Below are 25154 nucleotides of genomic sequence, written 5' to 3' on the forward strand. Positions count from 1 at the left end.
GCACTCCCATCAAACCGCGAATCAACCCATCCGCAGTCTTTCAAAAAAGCGGCTCTTTGTCCCGTTAGGTCCTGTTAGTTGGCGGTCGATTCCGCCGGCCGGTCTTCGCCGGCCTCGGAGCCGGGAGCGATGTCGCCATCCGTCTTGGCGCGGCGGCGAACCGCGTGGCGCTTGCGGGTAATGCGCAGCCGTTTGATGCGGCGCGGATCGGCGTCGAGGATGTGGAATTCGAAGCCCGGCAGTGCCTGGACGACTTCGCCGCGCACCGGAATGCGGCCGAGCGCCGAGAAGATCAGGCCGCCCAGCGTATCGACCTCGTCGACCTGCTCGCTGATGTCGAAGTCCGGCCCGATCGCTGCGGCGATCTCTTCCAGTTCGACGCGGGCGTCGGCGATGAAGACGTCTTCGGCGACGCGCTTGAACATCACTTCGTCATCGTCATGTTCGTCGTCGATGTCGCCGACCACCATCTCGACGATGTCTTCATGCGAGGCAAGCCCGTCGGTGCCGCCATATTCGTCGATGACGAGCGCCATCTGCGTGCGGTTCACCTGCATCCGGCGCAACAGGTCGGACGCCAGCATCGACGGCGGCACGAACAGGATCTTGCGGATGATGCCGGCCTCGGCCAGCGTCTTTTGCAGGTCGACGCGGGCGAGATCGAAATTCTGCTTGGCCGAACGCGTGGTCTTCTGGATGTTTTCGGGCGCAACCTCGATCGCCGGCACGACAGCGGCCGGTTTCGTCGGGCCGCGGCGTTTGTTGCGCGCCTGCTTGGCGATATAGGAGAGCAGATCGCGGATATGCACCATGCCGCGCGGATCGTCGAGCGTATCGGCATAGACAGGCATGCGCGAGCGGCCGGATTCCTCGAAGAGGATCATCAACTCGCCGATGGTGATGTTCTGGTCGACCGCCTCGATATCGGCGCGCGGCACCATCACGTCGGCGACGCGCACTTCGCGAAAGCGCAGGATGTTGTTGAGCATCGCCCGTTCGTCGGGCGAAAAGGCGTCGTCGCCGGCCGCATCGGTCATCAGCGCGTCGGCGAGATCCTCGCGCAGTCGCGAGCCCTGCTGCGGGCGAAGGATGCGCGCGGCGCGCGACCAGAAGGATTGGGATCGGCCGGATGGCCGACTACTACTGCCTGCCTCGTCCGAAGAGGAGGATGGCTCGGAGTCCTTGGCGTCTGCCGCCGGCTTCGTCGTAAAGTCGCTCATGGTTCCATTTTAAGGTCTTGACCCTCGTAAGGATCAGATAGGCCGAGCTGCGCCAAAATGCGAGTCTCCAGCCCCTCCATAATTTCGGCTTCGGTACTATTCATATGATCGTAGCCGAGAAGATGCAAGAAACCGTGCACCAGAAGATGGGTCAGGTGGTCGTCGAAGCTCTTTTCGAGCTCGGTCGCTTCCCGCTCCACCGTCTCCCGGGCGATGATGATGTCGCCGAGCATCGGACCGGGCATCTTGCCGGGCCGAACCGGAAAGGCGGGAAAGGAGAGCACGTTGGTCGCCTTGTCCTTGCCGCGCCATTCGGCGTTGATGTCCTGGATCGAGGCATCGTCGGTAAAGACAAGCGAAACCTCGGGCGGCATCGTCGGGAAGGGCTGCTTCTCGCTGTCGCGGAGATAGATTGCCGCGGCACTGAGCACGCGTTCGCAAAACGACTGCAGCGTTTCTTCGCCGGGCCAGCCGATGTCCTCGACGCTGATCTGGATATCGAGTTCGGCCATTAGTCCTGCCGGCTGACGTCTTCGGTTTCGACGGCATAGGTGGAATCATAGGCCCTGACGATGCGCCCGACCAGCGGATGGCGGACGACGTCGGTATCCTTGAAGCGCACGATCGAGATGCCCTCGACGCCGTTCAGAAGCTGCAAGGCCTCGACGAGGCCGGATTTGACGCCGCGTGGCAGGTCGATCTGGCTCGGGTCGCCGGTAACGATCATGCGCGCATTCTCGCCGAGACGCGTCAGGAACATCTTCATCTGCATAGATGTCGTGTTTTGCGCTTCGTCGAGGATGATGGCGGCGTTGGCGAGCGTGCGGCCGCGCATGAAGGCGAGCGGCGCGATTTCGATGACGCCGGCAGTGATCGCCCGGTCGACCTTGTCGGCGGGGATCATGTCGTAGAGTGCGTCATAGAGCGGGCGAAGATAGGGATCGACCTTTTCCTTCATGTCACCGGGCAGGAAGCCGAGGCGCTCGCCGGCCTCGACCGCCGGACGCGACAGGATGATCTTTTCGACCGCACCGCGCTCCAGCAACTGGGCGGCATGCGCGACGGCAAGATAGGTCTTGCCGGTGCCGGCCGGGCCAACGCCGAAGACGAGCTCGGCGCGTTCCAGCGCCCTGATATAGGCGTCCTGCGTGGGCGTGCGGGCGATGATCGTCTTCTTGCGTGTCGAAACCTGCGCCATCGTCAGCTTGGCCTTGCGTTCCATTGTGGGAAGGCTGAGCTGGTCGTCGGCGGCGACCGCCATGCGGATTGCTCCCTCGACGTCGGATCGTTCCACGCTGCCGCCTTTCTGAAGCTTTTCATAGAGATAGTCGAGCGTGCGCCGCGCCTGATTGGTGGTCACGACATCGCCTGTGATGACGACGGAATTGCCGCGTGCCCGCGCATCGATATTGAGCCGTTGCTCGAGCAGCTTGAGGTTCTGGTCGAATTGCCCGAACAACTCGCTGGCGAACCGGTTGTTCTCGAACGTCAGGACGAAGTGATTGGTGTCGCTCGGCGTGCGGGGTTGGCGCGGTGAAGAAGAAACCAATTCTTGTCCGTTCAAGCGGTCGGGCTCCTTAGGTTAAACCGCAGCCTCTGCGCGTTCGGCAAACAGGCTGTTTGTTCCGGTTCCGGTGATTCGCACTTTAATAATGTCACCGATTTGCGATGCTTTTGCATCAACATTCACTGATTGAAGCCAGGGAGAACGTCCGATTAGTTGTTCCGGCATGCGACCGGGCTTTTCGAGCAACAGGTCGATCTCCTTGCCGATGCAGGATTCGGCAAATTCCTGCTGCTGCTTCAGGAGAAGCATTTGCAGGCGTTCCAGCCGTTCTGCCTTGATTTTTTCCGGCACCTGGTCCTTCAGTTCCGCGCCGGGTGTGCCCGGCCGTGTCGAGTATTTGAACGAGAAGGCCTGTGCATAACGGACCTCCTCCACAAGCCTCAGTGTATCCTCAAAATCCTTATCTGTCTCCCCCGGAAAGCCAGTGATGAAATCGCCCGACAGGGCGATGTCAGGCCGCACCGTGCGGATGCGCTCGATCAGCGCCAGATATTCGGCCGCCGTATGACGCCGGTTCATTGCTTTCAGGATGCGGTCCGAGCCCGACTGTACCGGCAGATGCAGATAAGGCATCAGCGCCCGGAGGTCGCGATGAGCGTTGATCAGCCGGTCGTCCATGTCGCGCGGGTGGCTTGTGGTATAGCGCAGCCGCGCAAGGCCGGGGATCTCGGCCAGGCGATAGAGCAGGTCGCCGAGGCTCCATGCCTCGCCGTGGCTCCCGGCGCCGTGCCAGGCATTGACGTTCTGGCCGAGCAGGGTGATCTCGCGCACCCCGCTGTCGACGAGCTTTTCGGCTTCCTCGACGATCTGGGAAACCGGCCGCGACACTTCCGAGCCGCGTGTATAGGGCACGACGCAGAAGGTGCAGAACTTGTCGCAGCCCTCCTGCACCGTCAGGAAGGCGGTGACGCCGCGGGCACGGATCTTTCGGCTCTCGGCGATCGGCAGATGCTCGAACTTGTCCTCGATCGCATATTCCGTATCGACGACGCGCTGGCCTTGTTTGGCCAGGCGTAGCGCCTCCGGCAGGCGGTGGTAGGTCTGCGGGCCGATGACGACGTCGACGGCGGGTGCGCGGCGCAGGATTTCCTCGCCTTCGGCCTGGGCGACACAGCCGGCAACGCCGATCATCATCTCCCGTCCATCAGCCGCCTTCTTCTTTTTCATCTCGCGCAGCCGTCCGAGCGCCGAATAGACTTTTTCGGCCGCTTTTTCACGGATATGGCAGGTGTTGAGCAGAACGAGGTCCGCCTCTTCCATATCTTCCGTCGGCTCATAACCGTCGCGGGCGAGCGCATCGCTCATGCGCATGGAATCGTAGACGTTCATCTGGCAACCATAGGTCTTGATGAAGACCTTGCGGTTGTTGCTGCCATCGCGGGGTGTCGATTCCGGGGCCTGGAGAAGGGCGCTGTCCTGTGTCATGGCGCGCTATTTAGTGGTTTTTGCCGCCGGAGAAAATCGAAATCTTGCTTCAGGAGATTTCCCGCCCGCGCAGGCGGCTGTTCAGGAGGTTGCGGATGCGCAAGGCGATCGTCGCGCTCACCTCCTTGCGGCTGGTATCGGCGCGGTAATCCACCGCCTCGCCGAAGGAAACCTCGGCGTCGATGGCGCCGCAGCGAACGATGTCGATGAGATGCGGCAGCAGCTCGATATCACCCGGCCAGGCGGCGAGCGGCCGATGATAACGCCCCATGGCGATGCCGTGGACCCTGGTATAGGCAACCGCGACCGGCTGCACCACGACCGTCCCCGTCGGCGAATAAGGCACGGCCATCGCGGCGGCGCCGAACAGCGAGGACTTGACCTCCAGCAGCCGGTTGCCGTCCGAGGTCGTGCCCTCGGGAAAGAGCACGACGATCTCACCGTCGGCCATGCGCCCGGCGATCTCGTTTGCCTGATGACCGGTCTTGCGCCGTTCCTCGCGCACCACGAAGACGCTCTTCTGCAGCTTGGCGAGCGTGCCGAAGATTGGCCAGTCGCGCACCTCGATCTTGGCGATGAAGACGACGTCGGCAACGGCCGACAGCACCATGATGTCAAGCCAGGAGGAATGGTTGGAACAGAGCATCAGCGGCCGGCGGTCTTCCAGCTTGCCGCTCACGCGGACGCGAATGCCGAGACAATAGCAGACGACACGGTGCCAGACGCGCGGAAGCCGGCGGCGCAGCCGCCAGTCGAACCGCAGCGCCAGGATCTGCAGCGGCATGAGCATGAGGCTGACGGCAAGGATGACGACCGCGGCGAAGGCGATGCGCAGCCAGGCGATCAAATGCTGGTCTCCCGGGCTGCCATCGCTTCAGAGATCTTCTTTTTTCAGCGGAACGCCGTAGAGCTCCAGCCGGTGGTCGACCAGCCGGAAGCCGTGCTCGCGGGCGATGCGCTCCTGCAGCGCCTCGATCTCCGGCGAGCGGAATTCGATGACCGTGCCGGTCTTCAGGTCGATGAGGTGGTCGTGATGCTCTTCCGGCACCGTTTCGTAGCGCGAGCGCCCGTCGCGGAAGTCGTGGCGGGCGATAATGCCGGCATCCTCGAACAGTTTCACGGTGCGATAGACGGTCGAGATCGAGATCTTCGCATCGACCTTCACCGAGCGGCGGTAGAGTTCTTCGACGTCGGGATGGTCTTCCGACTCTTCCAGGATACGCGCGATCACGCGGCGCTGCTCGGTCATGCGCATGCCGCGTTCGGTGCAAAGCTCCTCGAGGGTCTTGGCTACATCGGTCATCGCCCGCCTATAGAGATATTCGTGTTTCGACAACGCCGCACGGCATTTGCGTCGGCCTGCAGGTCATCTCGCTGCCAGGGAACTACCGAAGAACGCGCTTCATGACAAGCGCCGTGGAGAGGGCGCCGTTTTCTTGTTTATAATAACCCTGACGTTCGCCGACCTTTTCGAAGCCGAGCTTGCGGTAGAGGCCGAGCGCTGCCGTATTGCCGTTGTCGACCTCGAGAAACATGCTCTCGCCGCCGCGCGCGCGTGCTTCCCGCATCGCCGCCTGCATCAGCCGCCAGCCCAGTCCGGCGCGAGCGACCTTCGCCTGCACGGCAATCGTCAGGATCTCCGCCTCGCCGGCAACATGGCGGGCGAGGATGAACCCCGGAAGCGGCTTTTTCAGGATGGCATTGGTCTGGCGCGCAACGAAGCCGAACACGGTGTCCTGCATCAGCAGGCCGTGAAATTCGCCGTCGCCCCAGGGGCGGGCAAACCGCTCGCCGTGCAGGAGGGCGACATCGCGGCAATCCTCACGCTCCATGGCGATGATCTCGAATTCCGGTTTCAGCGTCAGATAGGATTCCAGCATCGTCATACTCGTCGCGAAATCGCATACCCGGCCTGCGGCTTGGCATCGGGTCCGCGCAGATAGAGGGGTTTCGGCTTTCCGGCATCGGGGGAGGCGGCAGCGCCCAGGCGCGCCACCACAGAGATCGGGAACCTGTTGGTGTGATCGCCGAGGGCGTCGGCCTTGAGGAGGGGCGTCGCCGAACCGGTGATCTCGCCGTCGAAGCCGGCGGCAAAAGCCTGCGCTTCAGCAATGCTGACCGCCCTTGGAGCGTCGAGGGACGAACCGTCGGCTGCGAAGGACTGGAGGTAGATTTCGTCCCGCTTGGCATCCATCGCCGCCAGCACGGCGCGATGAGGCGTCTTGTCGCGCTGGGCTGATGCCATGACTTCGAGCGTGGTGACGCCGACGGCGGGAACATTGAGGGAGAGCGCAAAACCGCGGGCTGCGGCAACGCCGACGCGGATGCCGGTAAAGGAGCCCGGACCGATGGTGACGGCAAGGCGGTCGATATGAGAAAGCGCCAGTCCCGCCTGCTTCAGCGCGCGATCGACGATACCAATCAGATGTTCAGCATGCCCCTTGCCGATCATGTCCGATGCCTCCCCCAGCACCGTATCCCTGCCGCTGTCATAGACGGCGGCAGCGCAGTCCACACCCGCCGTGTCGAGCGCCAGAATGATCATGCCATCAATTTCCGAATAAACCAGTGTCGCCTATCGATAAATCCGTTCGGCCGAACCTGAGATGAACGGCCGGACGAATTCAAGATTTTTAAGCGGCAATCACTTCCTGCACTTCCGGAACGAAATGGCGCAGCAGGTTCTGCACGCCGTGCTTCAGCGTTGCCGTCGAAGACGGGCAGCCGGCGCAGGAACCCTTCATGTTGAGATAGACCTTGCCGTCCTTGAAGCCGCGGAAGGTGATGTCGCCGCCGTCCTGGGCAACGGCCGGGCGCACGCGGGTCTCCAGAAGCTCCTTGATGGTCAGCACGATCGATTCATCACTTTCGTCGAAGAATTCGTCGCCGGCATCGGCGTCTTCGGAAAGGATGGAGGCATCGCCCATGACCGGCTTGCCGGACATGAAGTGCTCCATGATCGAGCCTAAGATAGCCGGCTTAAGATGCTGCCAGTCGGCATTGTCCTTGGAGACGGAAATGAAATCATAGCCGAAATAGACGCCGGTGACGCCTGATATTTCGAACAGGCGGGCGGCGAGCGGCGAGGCTTGAGCCTCCTCAGTGCTGCGGAACTCGGCCGTGCCGTTTTCCATCACCACCTTGCCCGGCAGGAACTTCTGCGTGGCGGGATTCGGCGTGGCTTCGGTCTGAATGAACATCTGGTTCTCCATGCGGCCTGCCCAGGGCCTCGGCCGTCTTTAGAATTCTTCAAAAGAAGATAAGCCGATTGACGGCTCTAATCAAGAGACTTGTACTCAAGAAATGCTGGGACGGGACGATTTCAGGCCCGGTCGGCCTGAAACTAGAATCCTGTTCTAACTTAAAGAGTTAGAGCATGATGTCGTCCGAAACCGCTCGCATGTTTCGTTAGCAGAGGGCGTCGATTTCCTCGTTGGTCAGCGTATCCGGCAGCACGGTGACCGGGATCGGAAACGCCGCCGCGCGGCCGGCGACCGAGGAGACCAGCGGCCCAGGACCTTCCTTTGCCGAACCGGCAGCCAGAACCAGGATCGCCACATCGCGGTCTTCCTCGATCACGGCGTTGATCTGTTCGGCAGCACCGCCCTCGCGGATGACGACCTCAGGCTCGATGCCGATCGTCTCGCGCACGATCTGGGCGATCTTGGCAACCACCGCCTCGGCTTCTTCGCGCGCTTCGGCCCGCATGATCTCTTCGACGCCGAGCCATTGCTGGAAATCCCCATCGGGGATCACATAGAGCAGCACCAGCCCGCCATTGGAATTCTTCGCGCGCCGGCCGGCATAATGAACGGCGCGTTGGCATTCCGGTGTGCCGTCGATTACCGCCATGAATTTGCGGCGGTGACCTTCGAGCCGTGAGAGTCGCTTCGATACCATGGCGCGGACTCTGACACCCGAAGCGGAAAATTTGCAAGTCCAGTTTTTCCGCTTCCCCCCGCGACAGGGAGAAGGGGATCACTCTCAATAGAGGAAGCCGATGACGTCGCGCACCTGGCGCATCGTCACCTCGGCGCGCGCCCTTGCGCGCTCGCCACCCTTGCGCAGGATCGCGTCGATATGGCTGGTATCGTCCATCAGCCGGCGCATCTCGCCGGTAATCGGCGCGAGTACGTTGATCGCCAGGTCGACCAGCGCCGGCTTGAAGACGGAGAATTGCTGGCCGCCGAATTCGGCAAGCACGTCCGCCTTCGACTTGTCGGCGAGTGCGGCATAGATCGCCACCAGATTGTCGGCTTCCGGACGGCCCTGCAGCCCGTCGATCTCGCTCGGCAAGCCGTCCGGATCGGTCTTGGCTTTGCGGATCTTCTTCGAGATCGCGTCCTCGTCGTCCATCAGGTTGATGCGCGAGAGGTCGGAAGGGTCCGACTTCGACATTTTCTTGGTGCCGTCGCGCAGCGACATGACACGCGGCGCCGGTCCGCCGATCAGCGGCTCGACCATCGGGAAATAGGCATGCACCGGCTCGTTGCCGACGGTGATATCGACGCCGTATCCGGTCCTGCTGATGTGCTCGGCATAGTCGAGGTTGAACTTCATCGCGATGTCGCGGGCAAGCTCCAGATGCTGCTTCTGGTCCTCACCAACAGGCACATGGGTGGCGCGATAGACGAGAATGTCGGCAGCCATCAGGCTTGGATAGGCGTAAAGGCCGAGCGAGGCCTGTTCACGGTCCTTGCCGGCCTTGTCCTTGAACTGCGTCATCCGGTTCATCCAGCCCATGCGGGCGACGCAGTTGAAGATCCAGGCGAGTTCGGCATGCTGCGGCACGGCCGACTGATTGAAGACGATATGCTTTTCCGGATCGATGCCGGCGGCGATGAAGGCAGCCGCGATCGAGCGCGTCTGGCTCGGCATGTCCTCGTGCACGAGCTGGGCGGTGAGCGCATGCATGTCGACGACGCAATAGATGCAGTCGTTGCCTTCCTGCAGCGCCACGAACCGCCGGATCGCGCCGAGATAATTGCCGAGATGCAGATTGCCGGTCGGCTGTACGCCGGAGAATACGAGTTTCTTGAATTCGTTCATGTCGTCCTCAATAGGCTGGTGGAGGGCCCACGCTGTCATGGTTTAAATTGCTGCAGAATGCAGCAGGGCTTTTCGCCCATATTGCTAACGCCGCGGCTTATGCACGGGCAACCGGTCGCAATCAAGGGGTTCAGGCGGCAGTGTGCTGGATCAGATCGAAAGTGTTGCCGTAGGGATCCGCAAAGACGGCCACCGTGCCGTAAACCTCGTGACGCGGCTCTTCCAGAAAGCGTATGCCGGCCGCCAGCATGGCGGCATGGTCGCGGGCGAAATCGTCGGTCTTCAGAAAGAAGCCGACACGCCCGCCGGTCTGATTGCCGATGGCTGCGCGCTGCGTCTCGTCTGCCGCCTGCGCCAGCAGAAAAGCGGCGCCATCCCCACCCCTTGGCTTCACCACCACCCAGCGCTTGCCCTCCGGCTGCGGCTCGTCCTGAAGGCAGTCGAAACCGAGGCCGTCGCAATAGAAGGCCTTGGCGCGGTCGTAGTCGTCGACGACGAGAGTGACGAGGAAAAGAGACTGGATCATCATGTGTTGCCTCGCGTTTGAGATGTTTATTCCAGTTTTGAGCGGCGATATCCCGGTTTTTAAGCCGAACTGATCAACCGTTTTACTCATAATGGAGTATAAAATTTCACAAAAAAGCTTTTTTTGAACTGAGAATCCGCCGCGTGGCACCGGCGCCGATGGGTTGCTGCGATAGCCGATCGGAGGGACCATGCAGAACGCAACTTTGCTCGCCATGGCAGGCCTTTTCGCCCTACAATCAGCAACCGGTGCCGTCGGTCAAGACATGAAAAGGCATGGTGTTCATCTTCCAAAACATCAGGCACGTCTCGCCTACACGGTCCAGACCGTCAGCGTTCGTGCCGGCTGCTTTCCCGAGCGCCTGCGAGCGGTCCTGTCGTATATTGCTGCGAAGACCGGCCGCCGCCCGGTGATAACCTCGGGCCACAGGCCGCATCCCCGCCGCCACGGGTCCCTGCACGGGAAATGTCTGGCGGCCGATTTCAGGATGCCTGGCCTGTCGGAGCGCACGATCATTGCTGTCGCAAGAAGCGCGCCGGGCATAGGCGGCATCGGCAGCTATTGCAACGGCATCATCCATGTCGACGTCGGACCGCAGCGACGATGGGTGGATTGCTAGAGGATCCATCCGGCCGCCTCTTCCCGTTCCGGTTTATCCTATCCATTGCAGCCATCATGATATCGGCCAATTGAACAGGCAAGGCTCGCAGCGCGGGCCAAGGCAATGGGGATCGTCGACACGCACCGAAACTCCCCCTCACCAACAAAATCTAAGACTTAGCCTTCGGCTAAGATCTTGATTTTGTATCCTCTCCCACAGGGGGAGAGGTATTTCCAGGCGAGCGCCGCGTTTCCCCTCTCCCCTTGTGGGAGAGGAAGCAATTTCAACATCTTAGCTTCAGCTAAGTGTTAGAAATTGCAGGTGAGGGGGGCATACCCTATCGTCGAGCGCGATGCAGGGAGGGACGCGATGCGCCACATACCGCCGCCGATCAATCGAAGCCGTGCCAAGGCGATGCGGAAGGATTCGACGCGTGCGGAAAATATGTTGTGGCAGGTCATTCGAGATCGGAAACTCGAAGGTTTCAAGTTCAGACGACAGGTGCCTCTGGGGGGCTACATTCTCGACTTTGTTTGCTTCGAAGCTAAGATCATTGTCGAAGTCGACGGCTCGCAGCATGCGGAGAACGCAGCCGACACAGTTCGCGACGATCATTTCAAGGCCGAAGGCTTCCGTATCCTTCGCTTTTGGAACGATGAAGTCGAAAACAGCCTCGATTTCGTCTGCGCTTCCATCCTGACGCAACTTCGAAATCGAGGCGAATAAGCTCACCCTTCCGTCTTCGCCGGCTTGCGGTTCAGATTGCGTCGGATCATGCCGAGATTTGCCCCGCCGACCAGGAAAGCGGCGGCGAAATAGATCAGCATGGCGATCGCAATCAGCAGCCCGAGGGTGCCGATCTTGGTGATAAGCGGCGCGCCGGAAGCAAGCCACGGCGCCCAGTGCTGCTTGAGGAAGACGATCGCAGCGCCCATCACGGCCGCAGCGACGATCAGCAGGGCGGTACGCTTTGCCAGCGCCCATTCCCATGTCAGGTGGCCACGGCGCAAAAGCGTGATGAACAGCAGCACGGTGCTGATCCAGCCGGCGGTGGCTTCGGCAACCGCGATGCCGGGCGCGCCCATATAGGGGAAGAGGGTCAGCGCGGTGGCGCAGTTGGTGGCAACCGCGATGGCCGAAAAGCGCATCGGCGTCTTGGTGTCCTCGCGGGCATAGAAGCCGGGCTGCAACGCCTTGATCAGCACGAAGGCCGGCAGGCCGATGCCGTAAATCGCCAGGATCGAGCCGACGACGGCGGTGTTTTCCTGATGGAAGGCGCCGCGCTCATAGAGCACGCGGATGATCTCGTCGGACAGGATCCAGAGCGCGAAGGCAGCGGGGATCGTCAGAAACAGCACGAATTCGATCGAGCGGTTCTGCAGGTTTCCGGCCTCGCGCAGGTTGCCACCCTTCAGCGCCCGGGCCAGTTCCGGCAGAAGTACCACGCCGACGGCGACGCCGACGACGCCGAGCGGCAGCTGATAGATGCGGTCGGCATATTGCAGCGCTGCGATCGCGCCGTCGCGGGACGACGCAATCGCCTGGCCGATCAGCTGGTTGATCTGGGTGATACCGCCCGTCACCGCAGCCGGCACCGCCAGGATCAGCAGCCGCTTGACATTCGGCGTCATCTTCGGGAAACGGAGGCCGATGCTCATGCCGGCCGCAAGCACACCGACATAGACGACGGCGAGCTGCAGAACGCCGGCGGCAAGAACGCCCCAGGAGAGATACCAGGCCGTCGCCAGCGGATCGGCGCCGGTATAAAGCGCATAAAACAGCGCCCCGATCATCACCACGTTGAGGAAGACGGGTGCGATGGCGGCGGCAAAGAAATGATGCAGCGAATTCAGCATGCCGCTCATCATTGCCGTCAGCGACATGCACATCAGATAGGGAAACATCACCGCCGCCATGCGGATAGTGATCGAGAGCTTGTCGGGGTCGTCGGCAAAGCCCGGCGCGATGACGAAGCGCACCAACAGCGGCATGGCAAGCTCCATCACGATGGTGATGAGGAGCAACACCGAAAACAAGACGCCGAAGACTTCTTCCGAAAAGCGTTTGGCGCCGTCCGTGCCGTTCGCCTCGATCTCTTTGGCAAAGAGCGGCACGAAGGCGGCGTTGAAGGCACCCTCGGCAAACAGCCGGCGGAACAGGTTCGGAAAGCGGAAGGCGGCGTAGAAGACGTCAGCCATCGGCCCGGTGCCGAGCGCGGCGGCCATCAGCGTTTCGCGGGCGAAGCCGAAGATGCGGCTCCCGAGGGTGGCGCCGCCGACGGTCGCGAATTTCTTGACGAGGCTCATGCGTTTGGGCTCATGCGTGTTGGCTCATACGGGGGAACCGGCTTTCTTGTCGGTGGAGGGCGATGTCCGGGCTGTGGCGGCGGGCGCGATGATGCCGGAGGGCATGCGCTCGCGCAACTCGTCCTCCTCCTCGGCCATGACGGCCTTCATCCGGGCGGTGATGTTGGCGCGCTTGCTGTCGCCGGATATTTTCTGGCCGACCAGATCGGTGACGTAGAAGGTGTCGATCACCTTCTCGCCGAAGGTCGTGATGCGGGCCGACTGGATGTCGAGCGACAGATCGGACAGCACGGCGGTGATCTCCGACAGCAGTCCCGGCCGGTCGAGGCATTCGACTTCGATGACGGTGAACTTGTTCGACAGGCTGTTGGTGATGTTGACCGACGGCGGAATGACGAAAGCCTTGCTTTTCTTGCGGTTGCGCGCGCGCGTGGCGATGACCTCGGGCAGCCGCTTGCGGCCGGACAGCACGTCCTCGATCATCCGTCCGATCGTCGCAGCCCGGCGCAACTCGTCGGCATCGTCGGTAAATTCGCGGCTGACATGGATGGTGTCGAGCGCCCGCCCGTCCGATGTGGTGAAGATCTGGGCGTCGACGATGTTGGCGCCGGCCGCGGCACAAGCGCCGGCAATGACGGCGAGCAGCCGCGGATGGTCGGGCGACAGCACGGTGATCTCGGTGATCGCGTGGAAACTGTCGGTGCGCACCGTGGTCGCGAGCGCCTGGCCCGCCTTATCGGCCTGACGGATGAAATGGGCGTGGCGGATCTGGTCTTCCAGCGGCACCGAGAGCAGATAGGGCTGGTAGTGCAGCTTGGTATAGGTATTGCGGTCCTTCTGGCTCCAGTCGGCCAGCGCTGAATGCAGCGCCTCGGCGGCGGCATTGGCCCGCTCCTTGCGGGAGACCTCTGAAAAGCCGCCGGCGAGCAGCAGCTCGGTTTCATAATAGAGCGTGCGCAGCAGCTGGCCCTTCCAGCCGTTCCACACACCCGGACCGACGGCGCGGATATCGCAGATCGTCAGGATCAGGAGCATCTTCAGCCGGTCCAGCGATTGCACGCGGTCGGCGAAATCGGTGATCGTCTTGCGGTCGGTGAGGTCGCGGGTCTGTGCCACCATCGACATGGTCAGATGTTCCTCGATCAGCCAGACGACGATCTCGGTCTGCTTCTGCGATAGGCCGAAGCGGGCGCAGAGCTTGCGGGCGACACGGGCGCCGGCGATCGAATGATCCTCCTGCCGGCCCTTGGCGATGTCGTGGAGGAGAACGGCGACATACAACGCCTCGCGATCCTCTATGCCGGGCATCAGCTTGTTGGCGAGCGGATGCAGATCCTCGGCGCGTCCCTTGTCGATCTCGGAGAGTATGTCGACGGTGCGGATCAGATGTTCGTCGACCGTATAGTGATGATACATGTTGAACTGCATCATCGCGACGATTTTGCCGAATTCCGGGATAAAACGGCCGAGCACGCCGGCCTCGTTCATCCGTCGCAGGATGAGCGCCGGATCACGCTTCGACGTCAGGATCGACATGAACAGCCGGTTCGCCTCATCATTTTCCCGCAGGCTGGTGTCGATCAAGGCGAGTGAACGGGTGACGCGTTTCAGCGCGTCCGGATGGAATTCCAGCCCGTTGATGTCGGCGACATGGAAGAGCCGGATGATGTTGACCGGATCGCGCTTGAAGACCTCGGGGTCGGCGAGCGCGATACGGCCGCGGTCTTCGACGAATTCGACGCTGCCGGCGATCTTGCGATTGCGATGGGTGAAGCGGCTGATGACGCCGGTAAGGCCCGGGATCGCCTTCGCCTGCTGGTCTTCAAGCGCAGCGCAAAGGATGCGCGTGAGATCGCCGACATCCTTGGCGACAAGGAAATAGTGTTTCATGAAGCGCTCGACGGCCGAAAGGCCCGGGCGCGTATGATAGCCGAAGGCTTCGGCGATCTCGCGCTGGATGTCGAAGGACAGGCGCTCCTCGGCCTTGCCGGTCAGAAAGTGCATATGGCAGCGCACCGCCCAGAGAAAATCGTCGGCTTTCTCAAGCAGACGGTATTCGTGCTTGGACAGCACGCCGAGTTTGACCAGCTCCGCCTGGTCGCGCACGTGATAATAATATTTCGAGATCCAGAACAGCGTGTGCAGGTCGCGAAGCCCGCCTTTGCCTTCCTTGACGTTCGGTTCGACGAGATAACGCGTGTCGCCCGCCTTGCGGTGGCGTTCGTCGCGCTCGGCAAGCTTGGCGGCGATGAATTCGGGACCGGTGCCGGTGACGATTTCCTTGTCGAAGCGGGTCTCGAGCTCGGTTCCCAGCCGCTGCAGGCCGCAGATGCAGCGCATCTCCAGGATGGCGGTGCGGATCGTCATGTCGGACTTGGAAAGCGCGATGCACTCCTCCACCGTGCGGGTGGCATGGCCGACCTTGAAGCCCATGTCCCAGAGCACGTAGAGCATGAATTCGACCGCCTTGTGCGTCTCTTCCGCCGGCCTCGGCAGGAAGAGAAAGAGCAGGTCGATATCCGAGCCGGGCGCCAGCGTGTCGCGGCCGTAGCCACCGACGGCGGTCACCGCGAACTTGTTTTTCTGATGCGGAAAGATATGGGCGGTGGCGAAATTGTAGAGGACGGTGATGATCTGGTCCTGCAGCCAGGAAATCCGGTAGGCGCAATTCAGCCCGCCGCCGTCGGCCATGAGTGCCTCGCGCGCCTTCTGCCGGCCCTCCGTGCTCGCCTTCTTCAGCACCGCCAGAAGATCGGCGCGCAGGATGTCGGGTCGGTTGCGGTTGGCCTCGGCAACGGCGTCACACTGCTTCTGCAAGAGCTCGATGTCGAGGATGTTGGAGAAATCGAGGTCGCGCATCGCTGTCGCCGGGGCGGTTTCCTGTTCATGCCGGACTGCCGGTTCGCGGCCTGCCGCTTGTTTCGTCTGCATGCGCTATAGCCCCTTTGCCCGGCGATTGACACGGGCTTTGATAGTGCAAGAACCTTTAAATTTGGCGAAATGGTGTTGGTTCGCGTCAAGAGGCGAGGGCGCTTTGACGCAAGGCGCCGGTTTTCCTCAGCCGGCGGCCCGCGCATTCAGCAGATGCAGCACCTGCCGTGTCTCGCGCATGATCTCCTCAAGCGCCTGCCTGTCGCATTCGCGATAGCCGGCCTTGGCGATCGACGTTCCGAGCTCCGAGATTACAGCGCAGCAGCGGGTGATTTTCAGCATGCCGATCGGCGACGTCCAGCCGCGCGCGTTGCGGTCCTTATCGGCGCGCCGCATCGTGTCGAGCATGGAGCAGATGAGCGAGAGGCGCTCGGTTTCGCGAACCAGTTTTTCCATGAACATGGCCCGCTCCTATTTCAGCTTCTTCTTGAGATCGTAAAGCGCATCCATTGCCTCGCGCGGCGTCATGTCGTCAAGGCTCATCGTCTTCAACGCCTCCTCGACCTTGGAGGCCCCACGGGCCGTTTCCTCGCGGCGCACCGCCACCTGGAAAAGCGGCAGGTCGTCGATCAGCTGGCTCGCCGGGTTCTTGCGGTCGGCATCTTCCAGACGGGTCAGCACGTCGCGGGCCCGCGCCACGACGGAGGCCGGAAGCCCGGCAAGGCGCGCGACCTGGATGCCGTAGGAGCGGTCCGCCGCACCCGGCCCGACCTCGTGCAGAAAGATGACGTCGCCGTCCCATTCCTTGACGCGCATCGTCGCGTTCGATAGCCGGCCAAGCTTTTCCGAAAGCACGGTCAGCTCATGGAAATGCGTGGCGAACAGCCCGCGGCAGCGGTTGGCCTCATGCAGGTGCTCAACGGCGGCCCAGGCGATCGACAGACCGTCGAACGTGGCGGTGCCGCGGCCGATCTCGTCGAGGATGACGAGGGAACGGTCACTCGCCTGGTTGAGGATCGCCGCCGTTTCCACCATCTCGACCATGAAGGTCGAGCGCCCGCGCGCCAGATCGTCGGAGGCGCCGACGCGCGAGAAAAGCCGGTCGACGATGCCGATATGGGCCGATGTCGCCGGCACGAAGGAGCCCATCTGCGCCAGGATTGATATCAGCGCGTTCTGGCGCAGGAAGGTCGACTTGCCGCCCATATTAGGGCCGGTCAGCAGCCAGATCGCCCCATCCCGGTCGCCGGTCTTGGGCGAGAGATCGCAATGGTTGGCGACGAAGGGGCCGCCCGCCTGCCGCCGCAGCGCCTGCTCGACGACCGGATGGCGCCCGCCCTCGATGGCAAACATCTTCGAGCCGTCGACCTGCGGGCGGCAATAGGCCTGCTCCTCGGCGAGAAGCGACAAGCCTGCGGCGACGTCGATGACGGCAAGCGCCCGGGCGCCCGATTTGATCGCCTCGGCTTCCGCAACGACGGCCGCCGTCATCCTGTCGAAGGCTTCGAGCTCGATCGTCAGCGCCCGGTCGGCGGCATTGGCGATGCGGCTTTCGAGATCGGCAAGTTCGGTCGTGGTGAAGCGCATCGCGTTCGCCATCGTCTGGCGGTGGATGAAGCGGGCCTTCGCCTCCGCCGTCTCCGTCATCGGCGAGGCATTGCCGGCGGTGACTTCGATGAAATAACCGAGGACGTTGTTGTGCTTGATCTTCAGCGACCGGATGCCGGTCTCCTCGGCATATTGCAATTGCAGGCCGGCAATGACGCGACGCGACTGGTCGCGCAGTGCCCGGACCTCGTCGAGCTCGGCACTGGCGCCGTCGCGAAGAAAACCGCCATCGCGTTTCAACAGCGGCAATTCATCGGCGAGGGTCTCGGCAAGCAGCTTTTCCAGGGCCGCGGGAAGGGCCTGCAGCTCGGACAGAGCCTGGCCGAGCTCTTCGGGCAGCATCGCCTTGCCGAGCATCGCCGCAACTCCGCCCGCCGCGTCGAGCCCCTGGCGGATCGCCGAGAGATCGCGCGGGCCGCCGCGGTCGAGCGCCAGGCGAGACAGCGCACGCGGCATGTCGGGAACATGTTTCAGCGTGTCGCGCAGATTGCCGCAGAGCAAGGGTTCGTCGATCAGGAAGCCGATCGAATCGAGCCGCGCATTGATGCGGGCGGGGTCGGTCAGCGGCGACATCAGCCGTTCGGCGAGAAGCCTGGCGCCGCCGCCGGTGACGGTGCGGTCGATCGCCTTCAAGAGCGAACCGTTGCGATCGCCGGACAGCGTGCGGGCAAGCTCGAGATTGGCGCGGGTGGCGGCATCGATGAACAGCGTCGAGGCAGCACTTTCCCGTTCCGGCTTTCCAAGCGGCGGCCGCTCGGCGATCTGCGTCTTCTCGACATAGGCGATTGCGGCGGCCGCCGCCGCCAGCTCGGCGCGCGAGAAGGTGCCGAAGCCGTCGAGCGTCGCGACGCCGAAATACCGCGCGATCCGGCCTTCGGCGCTGGCGCTGTCGAAGAGCACGGAAGGTTGCGGCACGGCTGTGCGGCCGAGCACGTCGAAGACCGGCTTGAGTTCGGGATCGTGGAAGATGGTGTCGGGCAGGATAAGTTCGCGCGGATCGATGCGCAGGATATCGGCAAGCAGGCGCGAGGCTTCGGTCTCGGCAAGCCGGAACACGCCGGTGGAAATATCGATCCAGGCAAGCGCCAGCAAGGCCTCGCCGCTGGCGCGAATGCGGGTCAGCGCCATCAGATAGTTGGATTCCGAGGGCGAAAGCAGCTTTTCCTCGGTGATCGTTCCGGGAGTGACGAGGCGGACGACGTCGCGCCTGACGACGGATTTCGCGCCGCGTTTCTTCGCTTCCGCGGGATCCTCGATCTGCTCGCAGACGGCGACGCGGAAGCCGAGCGAAATCAGCTTCTGCAGATAATCGTCGGCCGCATGCACCGGAACGCCGCACATCGGGATATCCTGGCCCATATGCTGGCCGCGCTTGGTCAGCGTGATACCGAGCGCGCGTGAGGCTTCCAGCGCATCCTCGAAGAACAGCTCGTAGAAGTCGCCCATCCGATAGAAGAGCAGGGAACCCGGATTGTTCGCCTTGATCTCGATAAATTGCTCCATCATCGGCGTCGCCGAGGCACGGCTTTCCGCCGTGGCGAGCTCGGCAGCCGAAAAGGCTTCATTCCCTGTGTCTATTCGTGCGTTCACGGAGGTGGAGTTTTTCCCAAAAAAACAGGTGCCAACCCTATCCGCGCGCCGCTATAGATGACAACAGCATTTGAGGAAGAGCAAAGCGTCGCCCACAGGACGTTGGAGGATTTATGCCCGATATCGATAAGAAGGACCGGCTGGTAACGTCTGTTACCGACCAGGAGGCGCTCGATTTTCACGCAATGGGCCGGCCCGGCAAGCTGGAGATCAACGCGACCAAGCCGATGGCGACGCAGCGCGACCTTTCGCTTGCCTATTCGCCGGGTGTTGCCGTGCCCGTCAAGGCGATCGCCGCCGATCCGCAGACGGCTTACGACTATACCGCGCGCGGAAACATGGTCGCCGTCATATCAAACGGCACGGCAATCCTCGGTCTCGGCAATCTCGGCGCGCTGGCTTCGAAGCCCGTCATGGAAGGCAAGGCGGTGCTCTTCAAGCGTTTCGCCGACGTCGATTCCATCGACCTAGAGATCGATACGGAAAATGTCGACGAGTTCATCAACTGCGTGCGCTTCCTCGGTCCTTCCTTCGGCGGCATCAACCTCGAGGATATCAAGGCGCCGGATTGTTTCGTCATCGAAAGCCGGCTGCGCGAGCTGATGGACATTCCCGTCTTCCATGACGACCAGCATGGAACGGCGATCATCGCCGCTGCCGGCCTGATCAACGCGCTGGAGCTGACCGGCCGCGACCTGAAGACGACGAAGCTCGTCTGCAACGGTGCCGGTGCTGCGGCGATCGCCTGCGTCGAACTCATCAAGGCAATGGGTTTTGCGCCTGAGAACGTCATCCTCTGCGATACCAAGGGCGTCATCTACCAGGGCCGCACCGAGGGCATGAACCAGTGGAAATCGGCGCATGCGGCAAAGACCGACGCGCGCACGCTCGAAGAGGCGATGAAAGGCGCGGATGTCATTCTCGGCCTGTCGCAGAAGGGTGCGTTTTCGGCCAAGATGATCCGCTCGATGGCGGAGCGGCCGATCATCTTCGCCATGGCCAATCCCGATCCCGAGATCACGCCGGAAGAGGTGGCTCGCATCCGCGACGACGCCATCATGGCGACCGGCCGTTCGGACTATCCGAACCAGGTCAACAACGTCCTCGGCTTTCCCTATATCTTCCGCGGCGCTCTCGATGTCCGCGCCTCGACAATCAACGATGCGATGAAGATCGCCGCGGTCAACGCGCTGGCAAACCTAGCCCGCGAGGATGTGCCGGATGACGTGGTTGCCGCCTATCAGGGCAACCGGCCGCGTTTCGGCTCGCAATACATCATCCCCGTTCCCTTCGATCCGCGCCTGATCTCGGCGATCCCGGTCGCGGTCGCGCAAGCCGCGATCGAAAGCGGCGTCGCCCGCAAGGTCATCACCGACATGGAGGGTTATGCCCGCGAGCTTTCGGCGCGCCGCGATCCGATCGCCTCGACACTTGCCAGCCTTTACGAGCGCGTCCGCCGTCGTCCGAAGCGCATCGTCTTTGCCGAGGCCGAGGAAGAACAGGTCCTGCGCGCCGCCATGTCCTACGCCAACCAGCAGCTCGGCACCGCCATCCTGCTCGGCCGCGAGGATCTGATCCGGGCGACGGCGGAACGCGCCGGCATAGATCTCAACCGGCCGGGCCTCGAAATCGTCAATGCCCGGCTATCGACCCGGGTCGAGGCCTATATCGACTATCTCTATGCCAGGCTGCAGCGGCAGGGTTATCTCCACCGCGACGCCCAGCGGCTGATCCATAACGACCGCAACCACTTCGCCGCCACCATGGTGGCGCTCGGCGATGCCGACGGCATGGTGACGGGCATCACCCGAAACTATTCGACGGCGCTCGAAGATGTGCGCCGCTGCATTGACGAGAAGCCAGGCCACCGCGTCATCGGCGTGTCGCTGGCGCTTTGCCGCGGCCGCACGGTCTTCGTTGCCGATACCGCGGTGCACGACATGCCGACGGCCGTAGAGCTTGCCGATATCGCCGAAGAGGCCGCAGGTCTGGCGCGGCGGATGGGCTATCCGCCGCGTGTCGCGATGCTTGCCTATTCCACCTTCGGCCATCCCTCAGGCGAACGCTCCGAGCGGGTGCGCGAGGCGGTGAAGATCCTCGACAAGCGCCGCGTCGATTTCGAATATGACGGCGAGATGGCGGCCGACGTCGCCCTGAACCGCAAGGTGATGGAGCAATATCCCTTCTGCCGCCTCTCCGGGCCGGCCAACGTCCTCGTCATGCCGGCTTTCCACTCGGCCTCGATCTCGACCAAGATGCTGCAGGAGCTCGGGGGCTCCACGGTCATCGGCCCGATCCTCGTCGGCCTCGACAAACCGGTGCAGATCACCTCGATGGGCGCCAAGGACAGCGACATCGTCAATATGGCGGCGATCGCCGCCTACGGGGGTTCGTAAACTCATCCGGCCCACATTATGAGACGGCATTTTCCCAGCTCAGCGCGTCAGCCGGGCAGGGTTTTCCGGCATCGATGGAACTTATGGGCTGGCTTTTGTGCAGGCGCTCGACCTGGCTTGACGACCTCAGCCGAGCGGCCCTTCATAAGTGTGCTGGACAGCCTTTCCTCGCTTGATGCCAAGGTTATCGATTTTCTCGCGTTTGCGCTACGCAAGGATGCTGACCTCAAACTATCCCGCTTATGCTATGCAGTAGAGCGGCATCACGCTATATCTTCCAAGGGGTGTGGGTGCTCCCAGCAGAGAGGGCGGCAGTGTCTAAAGGTCTTATGAATCTTCTTATCGTTGCCGGCGGCGTTGGGTTAGCTGTTTCTGTTCTGTGGTGGCATACGTTTTACTCGCATGTGGCCCAGTTTTTGGGAGCGACCGGGCCTTTGCCTATGGAGTGCATCTATACGATGGGCGGCCCATGCGGCATGGTGGCAGGCGTAGCCAATGCGGTTGGCGCATCTGCGTATGACCCAAAACTGTTTTGGGGATCCGCCGCACTATTGGTGATTGGAGCCATTACTCGCTTATTGCCAGATGGCAGCGAACGTCGCGACTACCAGACAAAAGAAACTCCGCGAAAAGAACCCCGTCCATAGCACCCTTCATGATCGTCAATAAACGACACGAAGCCCCTTTGATGCTCAGGACCTTCTTTTAGCTCGCGAAGCGACCGGCGTCGGCGCCGTAATAATTCAGGTAACGGTCCGAAATGCTGGTGATCGGCAGCACGATCAGCACGTCGGTCGTGTTGAAGGCATGATCGACGACCGCGCTGGAGCCCACCATCGCACCGAGGCGCAGATAGCCCTTGATCAGCGGCGGCAGGGCCATCAGCGCCCGCTTCGGGTTGATGGCCTCGACCGGCATCAGGTCCATGTTGCGGGCCAGATGCGGCAGGGCGCCGACGGCCCATTCGTTCTTCGCCAGCACATTGTGATGGAGGAAGGACAGCGCCAGCGCGTGGCTTTCGAGATAGACGCCGGGGAAAGAGGCGCAGCCGAACATGGCGCTGACGCCATGCTTCAGCGCATAGGCCCAGTTCCCCTGCCACAGCAGCTCGACAGTGCGCTTGGTGCGGTATTCCGGCAGCACGCAGGAGCGGCCGAGCTCCATGAAGCGCTTGTCCGGATGTTTGGCGATGAGGCCGTCGATTTCGAATTCGGAAGCCGAGTAAAAACCGCCATTGGCGATGGCGACATCTTGACGCAACAGCCTGTAGGTGCCGACGATCTGGTCTTCCGGGTCGCCCTCGATCGAGCGGTCGAGAACGAGAAGATGATCGCAGACGGCGTCATAGGCATCGACGTCGCGCTGGCGGCGCATGGCATCCAGCGGCAGCTGCGCCTTCATTTCGTCAACGAAGACGCGGTAGCGCACGGCCTGGGCGGCATCGATCTCGCGTGCCGTGCGGGCAAGGCGGGTCTCCAGATTGCCGATGCGGCCGAGGATATCGCCGTCCTTCTGTACAGCCGTCGAGGGCCGTGCGGGCTCCGCGGTGGTGTCACGATTCAGGATGTCGATGGCGGACATGACGATTCTCCCGTTGCCGGCTTATCGACGCCATAAAACACTTCTCTGCGACAGGAAAGTGACATTTTGAATTTCCAGGCGCAAGAAGCGTGCCGGTTTTTGAGGCGCTCACCGCGCCTCTGCCCGGCGGGCGGAAAGGGCGGCAACCGCTTGAACTTCGGTCAGCAGCCGCACCGGATCGACCGGCTTTACCATGACGCGGTTGGCGCCGTTGAGCAAGACCTGGCGGCGCGATTCGTCGCTCTTGTCGGCGGTCAGCACGATCACCGGCACCGAGGCAAGATCGAGCCGCCGTTCATGGCCGCGCAGGCGTCCCAGCATTTCGATGCCGTTACCACCAGGCATCGAGAGGTCGCTGATGATGATATCGGGCCGGGCATTCGCCTCGCAGAGCGCGTAGTCGAGCAGCGCCTCGAAATCTTCGACATGGCGCACCTTATGCCCGCCCTTTTCCAGGACGACGCGCACCAGCATGGCATTGATCGGGTCGTCCTCGCCGAGCAGGATGCTGAGCCCGCTGGCGGCAACAAATGTCTCCGCCACCGAAAGGCCGAAGCCGGGCTGGTTGTCGTTCAGCGCGTCGCGTTTCTCCATGCCGCGCATGCGCCCGCGCAGCACGTCGATCAGCGACTGCTCGCGCAGGGGGCGGATGAGCCAGGCGTCGAAAAGGTCGAGCGGATGGGCGCTACGCTCTTCCGGATTGACGAGCAGCACCTTGCGCAGGCCAAGCGCGGCGATTTCGGCGCGATCGGCAAGATGGGCGGAAAATTCCGCCGACATCCGGTGGTCGATGATGATATCGGTTGGCCGCCGTCCGCCCTTTGCCAAGCCGAGCAGCGTTGCCCGCGCCGTCTCGCCGTCGCCGACGAGATGGCAGAGGCCGCCGAGCGTGGTGATCGTCTCGGCAATGGCTGTGCGCGCCGCACCGGCTGGGGCCAGCAGCACGACACTGTTGCCGGCAAGCAGCGTGTTTCGCCGGTCGGGGCGCTCATTGCCGATATCGACAGGGAAGCGGATGGTGAATTCGCTGCCTTTGCCCTTTTCGCTGGCAACCGTCAGCGCGCCGTTGAATTCGCGCATGATGCGGGCGGAGATGGCAAGGCCGAGCCCGGTCCCGCTGCTCTTGTCGGCTACGCTCCCGCCCTGCTCGAACTCGCCGAAGACGCGCGCCTGCTCCTCCGTCGTCATGCCGGGACCGCTATCGGTGACGGTGATCAAAATATCGCCGGGGTCGAGCGATACGCGGATGAAGACGCCGCCGACCTGGGTGAATTTCACCGCATTGCCGATGACGTTGAAGAGGACCTGACGCAGCCGCGCCGGGTCGAAGCTCATATTTTCGGGCACGTCGGACGACACTGTGGCGCCGATCTCGATACCCTTTTCATGCGCCCGGTGGGCGAGCATCTCGACGACGCTTTCCAGAAGCTTGCGCAACGATTCCGAGCGCGGGTGCAGCGCGAAACGGCCGACCTCGATGGTGGAGAAGTCGAGCAGGTCCTCGACGAGTTGCGTCAGCGCATGGCCGGACTGGCGGATGTTCGCGAGATAGTTCTGCTGTTCCTGCGTCAGCCGCGTCTCGGCGATCAGATGCGTCATGCCGAGGATGCCGGAAAGCGGCGTGCGCACCTCGTGGCTGACAGTGGCAAGCAACCTCGATTTGGCGGCGCTGTTATATTCGGCTTTTTGCCGGGCCTCTTCGCGACCCTGCGCGATGAGCCGCTCGTCGGTCACGTCGCGGGCAACGCTCTGCAACAGCAGGCGGCCATTTGCCGGGTCGCGGGTGACGACGTCGCGCCAGAGGAAGATGCGCTGGCCCTCCGGTGTCGAGATCTCGACATCGTAGCAGTGCGGTATCGGGCCGGGGCGGAAGGCAAGCCCGATCTCCTCGCAGGTTTTTCCTTCCGGACGCAGCCGCCCGCTCAGGCGGCGAAAAGTATCGTTGGCGGAGATGATGCACCGGTCCATGGTCCGGCTGACCGTGATGTCGCCGAGCACGTCGTGCACGTCGGCAAACAGCTTTGCGCCAGCGTTCCAATCCTGCAGGGATTTGCCGGGGCCCTGCCCGGCCTTGCGCGGCCGAACCATCAGCAGGGCATAACCGGCAATGACGGCAAGGCCAAGAACGACAAGGCCGCCCGAAAGAAGCAACGGATCGCCGGCATGGGCAAGCAGCATCAGGATCGTTGCGGCAAGAAGGCCGGCGCCGCCCAGCCAGTAGAACAGCAGCCGCCTTGTCGGTGCGGTTCCCCTCTGACGATCATCGGCTCCCTGAGGTGTCGATGCGCCGGGTCGTGAGGAAGGGGCCTCCATCCGCTTCTCATGCGGCTTGGCGGCGGGTCCACCGAAGGCGGCGGACAATCTTTCCTGCAACTGTCCCAGGTTCTGCATGCTATCTGGATAACATGAGGCCC

Annotated in this window: 22 protein-coding genes; 4 read left to right on the plus strand and 18 right to left on the minus strand. The window is 62.5% G+C overall.

Annotated elements, in window-relative coordinates; all coding sequences use genetic code 11:
- Positions 1–74: 74 nt before the first annotated feature.
- The 12 genes from N2A41_RS00085 to N2A41_RS00140 all read right to left on the minus strand — a co-directional run bounded on the left by N2A41_RS00085 (position 75) and on the right by N2A41_RS00140 (position 9790).
- Entirely contained in the window at positions 75–1220 is a 1146-nt protein-coding gene (locus N2A41_RS00085) for a hemolysin family protein (RefSeq protein ID WP_017966727.1), read from the minus strand.
- Positions 1217–1732: an rRNA maturation RNase YbeY gene (ybeY, locus tag N2A41_RS00090; RefSeq protein WP_017966728.1), complete on the minus strand. Its 516-nt coding sequence runs from the start codon at positions 1730–1732 to the stop codon at positions 1217–1219. The genes N2A41_RS00085 and ybeY overlap by 4 nt, the downstream gene beginning before the upstream one ends.
- Positions 1732–2784, minus strand: a complete 1053-nt coding sequence (locus N2A41_RS00095) for a PhoH family protein (RefSeq protein ID WP_222292462.1) — start codon at positions 2782–2784, stop codon at positions 1732–1734. The genes ybeY and N2A41_RS00095 overlap by 1 nt, the downstream gene beginning before the upstream one ends.
- 18 nt (positions 2785–2802) lie before the next feature.
- Complete coding sequence (miaB, locus tag N2A41_RS00100) at positions 2803–4212, minus strand: tRNA (N6-isopentenyl adenosine(37)-C2)-methylthiotransferase MiaB (protein WP_260109929.1); 1410 nt, start codon at positions 4210–4212, stop codon at positions 2803–2805.
- Positions 4213–4261: 49 nt separating this feature from the next.
- Positions 4262–5059 (minus strand): lysophospholipid acyltransferase family protein, encoded by a 798-nt coding sequence (locus N2A41_RS00105; protein WP_260109930.1) that lies wholly within the window; start codon positions 5057–5059, stop codon positions 4262–4264.
- A 27-nt stretch (positions 5060–5086) separates the two neighbouring features.
- Positions 5087–5515: a Fur family transcriptional regulator gene (locus N2A41_RS00110; protein ID WP_017966732.1), complete on the minus strand. Its 429-nt coding sequence runs from the start codon at positions 5513–5515 to the stop codon at positions 5087–5089.
- An 82-nt stretch (positions 5516–5597) separates the two neighbouring features.
- Positions 5598–6098 (minus strand): GNAT family N-acetyltransferase, encoded by a 501-nt coding sequence (locus N2A41_RS00115; RefSeq protein ID WP_170260407.1) that lies wholly within the window; start codon positions 6096–6098, stop codon positions 5598–5600.
- A complete protein-coding gene (tsaB, locus tag N2A41_RS00120) occupies positions 6095–6757 on the minus strand; it encodes a tRNA (adenosine(37)-N6)-threonylcarbamoyltransferase complex dimerization subunit type 1 TsaB (protein WP_260109931.1) in 663 nt (220 codons plus the stop codon). The genes N2A41_RS00115 and tsaB overlap by 4 nt, the downstream gene beginning before the upstream one ends.
- A gap of 88 nt (positions 6758–6845) precedes the next feature.
- Positions 6846–7412 carry a NifU family protein gene (locus N2A41_RS00125; RefSeq protein WP_260109932.1) on the minus strand — a complete coding sequence of 189 codons (567 nt, stop codon included), beginning with the start codon at positions 7410–7412 and terminating at the stop codon, positions 6846–6848.
- A gap of 208 nt (positions 7413–7620) precedes the next feature.
- Entirely contained in the window at positions 7621–8112 is a 492-nt protein-coding gene (locus N2A41_RS00130; protein WP_003544884.1) for a universal stress protein, read from the minus strand.
- 84 nt (positions 8113–8196) lie between these two features.
- Positions 8197–9261 carry a tryptophan--tRNA ligase gene (gene trpS, locus N2A41_RS00135; protein ID WP_017966736.1) on the minus strand — a complete coding sequence of 355 codons (1065 nt, stop codon included), beginning with the start codon at positions 9259–9261 and terminating at the stop codon, positions 8197–8199.
- A gap of 130 nt (positions 9262–9391) precedes the next feature.
- Entirely contained in the window at positions 9392–9790 is a 399-nt protein-coding gene (locus tag N2A41_RS00140; protein ID WP_026154399.1) for a VOC family protein, read from the minus strand.
- A gap of 187 nt (positions 9791–9977) precedes the next feature.
- On the opposite strand from N2A41_RS00140, the gene N2A41_RS00145 reads away from it, so the two are divergent.
- The gene (locus N2A41_RS00145) at positions 9978–10406 is read left to right on the plus strand and encodes a YcbK family protein (RefSeq protein WP_222280040.1); all 429 of its coding nucleotides are present in this window, start codon (positions 9978–9980) and stop codon (positions 10404–10406) included.
- A 351-nt stretch (positions 10407–10757) separates the two neighbouring features.
- The gene (locus N2A41_RS00150) at positions 10758–11114 is read left to right on the plus strand and encodes an endonuclease domain-containing protein (RefSeq protein WP_260109933.1); all 357 of its coding nucleotides are present in this window, start codon (positions 10758–10760) and stop codon (positions 11112–11114) included.
- Positions 11115–11116: 2 nt separating this feature from the next.
- On the opposite strand, the gene murJ is transcribed toward N2A41_RS00150, so the two are convergent.
- From murJ to mutS, 4 genes are all read right to left on the minus strand, one after another.
- Positions 11117–12694 (minus strand): murein biosynthesis integral membrane protein MurJ, encoded by a 1578-nt coding sequence (gene murJ / locus N2A41_RS00155; protein WP_222292472.1) that lies wholly within the window; start codon positions 12692–12694, stop codon positions 11117–11119.
- Between the two features lie 24 nt (positions 12695–12718).
- A complete protein-coding gene (locus tag N2A41_RS00160; protein ID WP_170257388.1) occupies positions 12719–15625 on the minus strand; it encodes a [protein-PII] uridylyltransferase in 2907 nt (968 codons plus the stop codon).
- A 126-nt stretch (positions 15626–15751) separates the two neighbouring features.
- Complete coding sequence (locus N2A41_RS00165) at positions 15752–16027, minus strand: hypothetical protein (protein ID WP_003544896.1); 276 nt, start codon at positions 16025–16027, stop codon at positions 15752–15754.
- A 9-nt stretch (positions 16028–16036) separates the two neighbouring features.
- Positions 16037–18763, minus strand: a complete 2727-nt coding sequence (gene mutS, locus N2A41_RS00170; RefSeq protein ID WP_260109934.1) for a DNA mismatch repair protein MutS — start codon at positions 18761–18763, stop codon at positions 16037–16039.
- A gap of 113 nt (positions 18764–18876) precedes the next feature.
- On the opposite strand from mutS, the gene N2A41_RS00175 reads away from it, so the two are divergent.
- Together N2A41_RS00175 and N2A41_RS00180 are read left to right on the plus strand one after the other, a co-directional pair.
- Positions 18877–21159 (plus strand): NADP-dependent malic enzyme, encoded by a 2283-nt coding sequence (locus N2A41_RS00175; protein ID WP_162115403.1) that lies wholly within the window; start codon positions 18877–18879, stop codon positions 21157–21159.
- A 329-nt stretch (positions 21160–21488) separates the two neighbouring features.
- Positions 21489–21806 carry a hypothetical protein gene (locus tag N2A41_RS00180; RefSeq protein ID WP_260109935.1) on the plus strand — a complete coding sequence of 106 codons (318 nt, stop codon included), beginning with the start codon at positions 21489–21491 and terminating at the stop codon, positions 21804–21806.
- Between the two features lie 58 nt (positions 21807–21864).
- Here the strand turns inward: N2A41_RS00180 and N2A41_RS00185 are convergent, their stop codons facing one another.
- Positions 21865–22740 (minus strand): GNAT family N-acetyltransferase, encoded by an 876-nt coding sequence (locus N2A41_RS00185; RefSeq protein ID WP_222387259.1) that lies wholly within the window; start codon positions 22738–22740, stop codon positions 21865–21867.
- A gap of 108 nt (positions 22741–22848) precedes the next feature.
- Positions 22849–25131, minus strand: a complete 2283-nt coding sequence (locus N2A41_RS00190) for a hybrid sensor histidine kinase/response regulator (RefSeq protein ID WP_260109936.1) — start codon at positions 25129–25131, stop codon at positions 22849–22851.
- Between the last annotated feature and the right edge of the window lie 23 nt (positions 25132–25154).

The organism is Rhizobium sp. SRDI969, from assembly GCF_025152725.1.
In the GTDB taxonomy this organism is placed as follows: domain Bacteria; phylum Pseudomonadota; class Alphaproteobacteria; order Rhizobiales; family Rhizobiaceae; genus Rhizobium; species Rhizobium leguminosarum_I.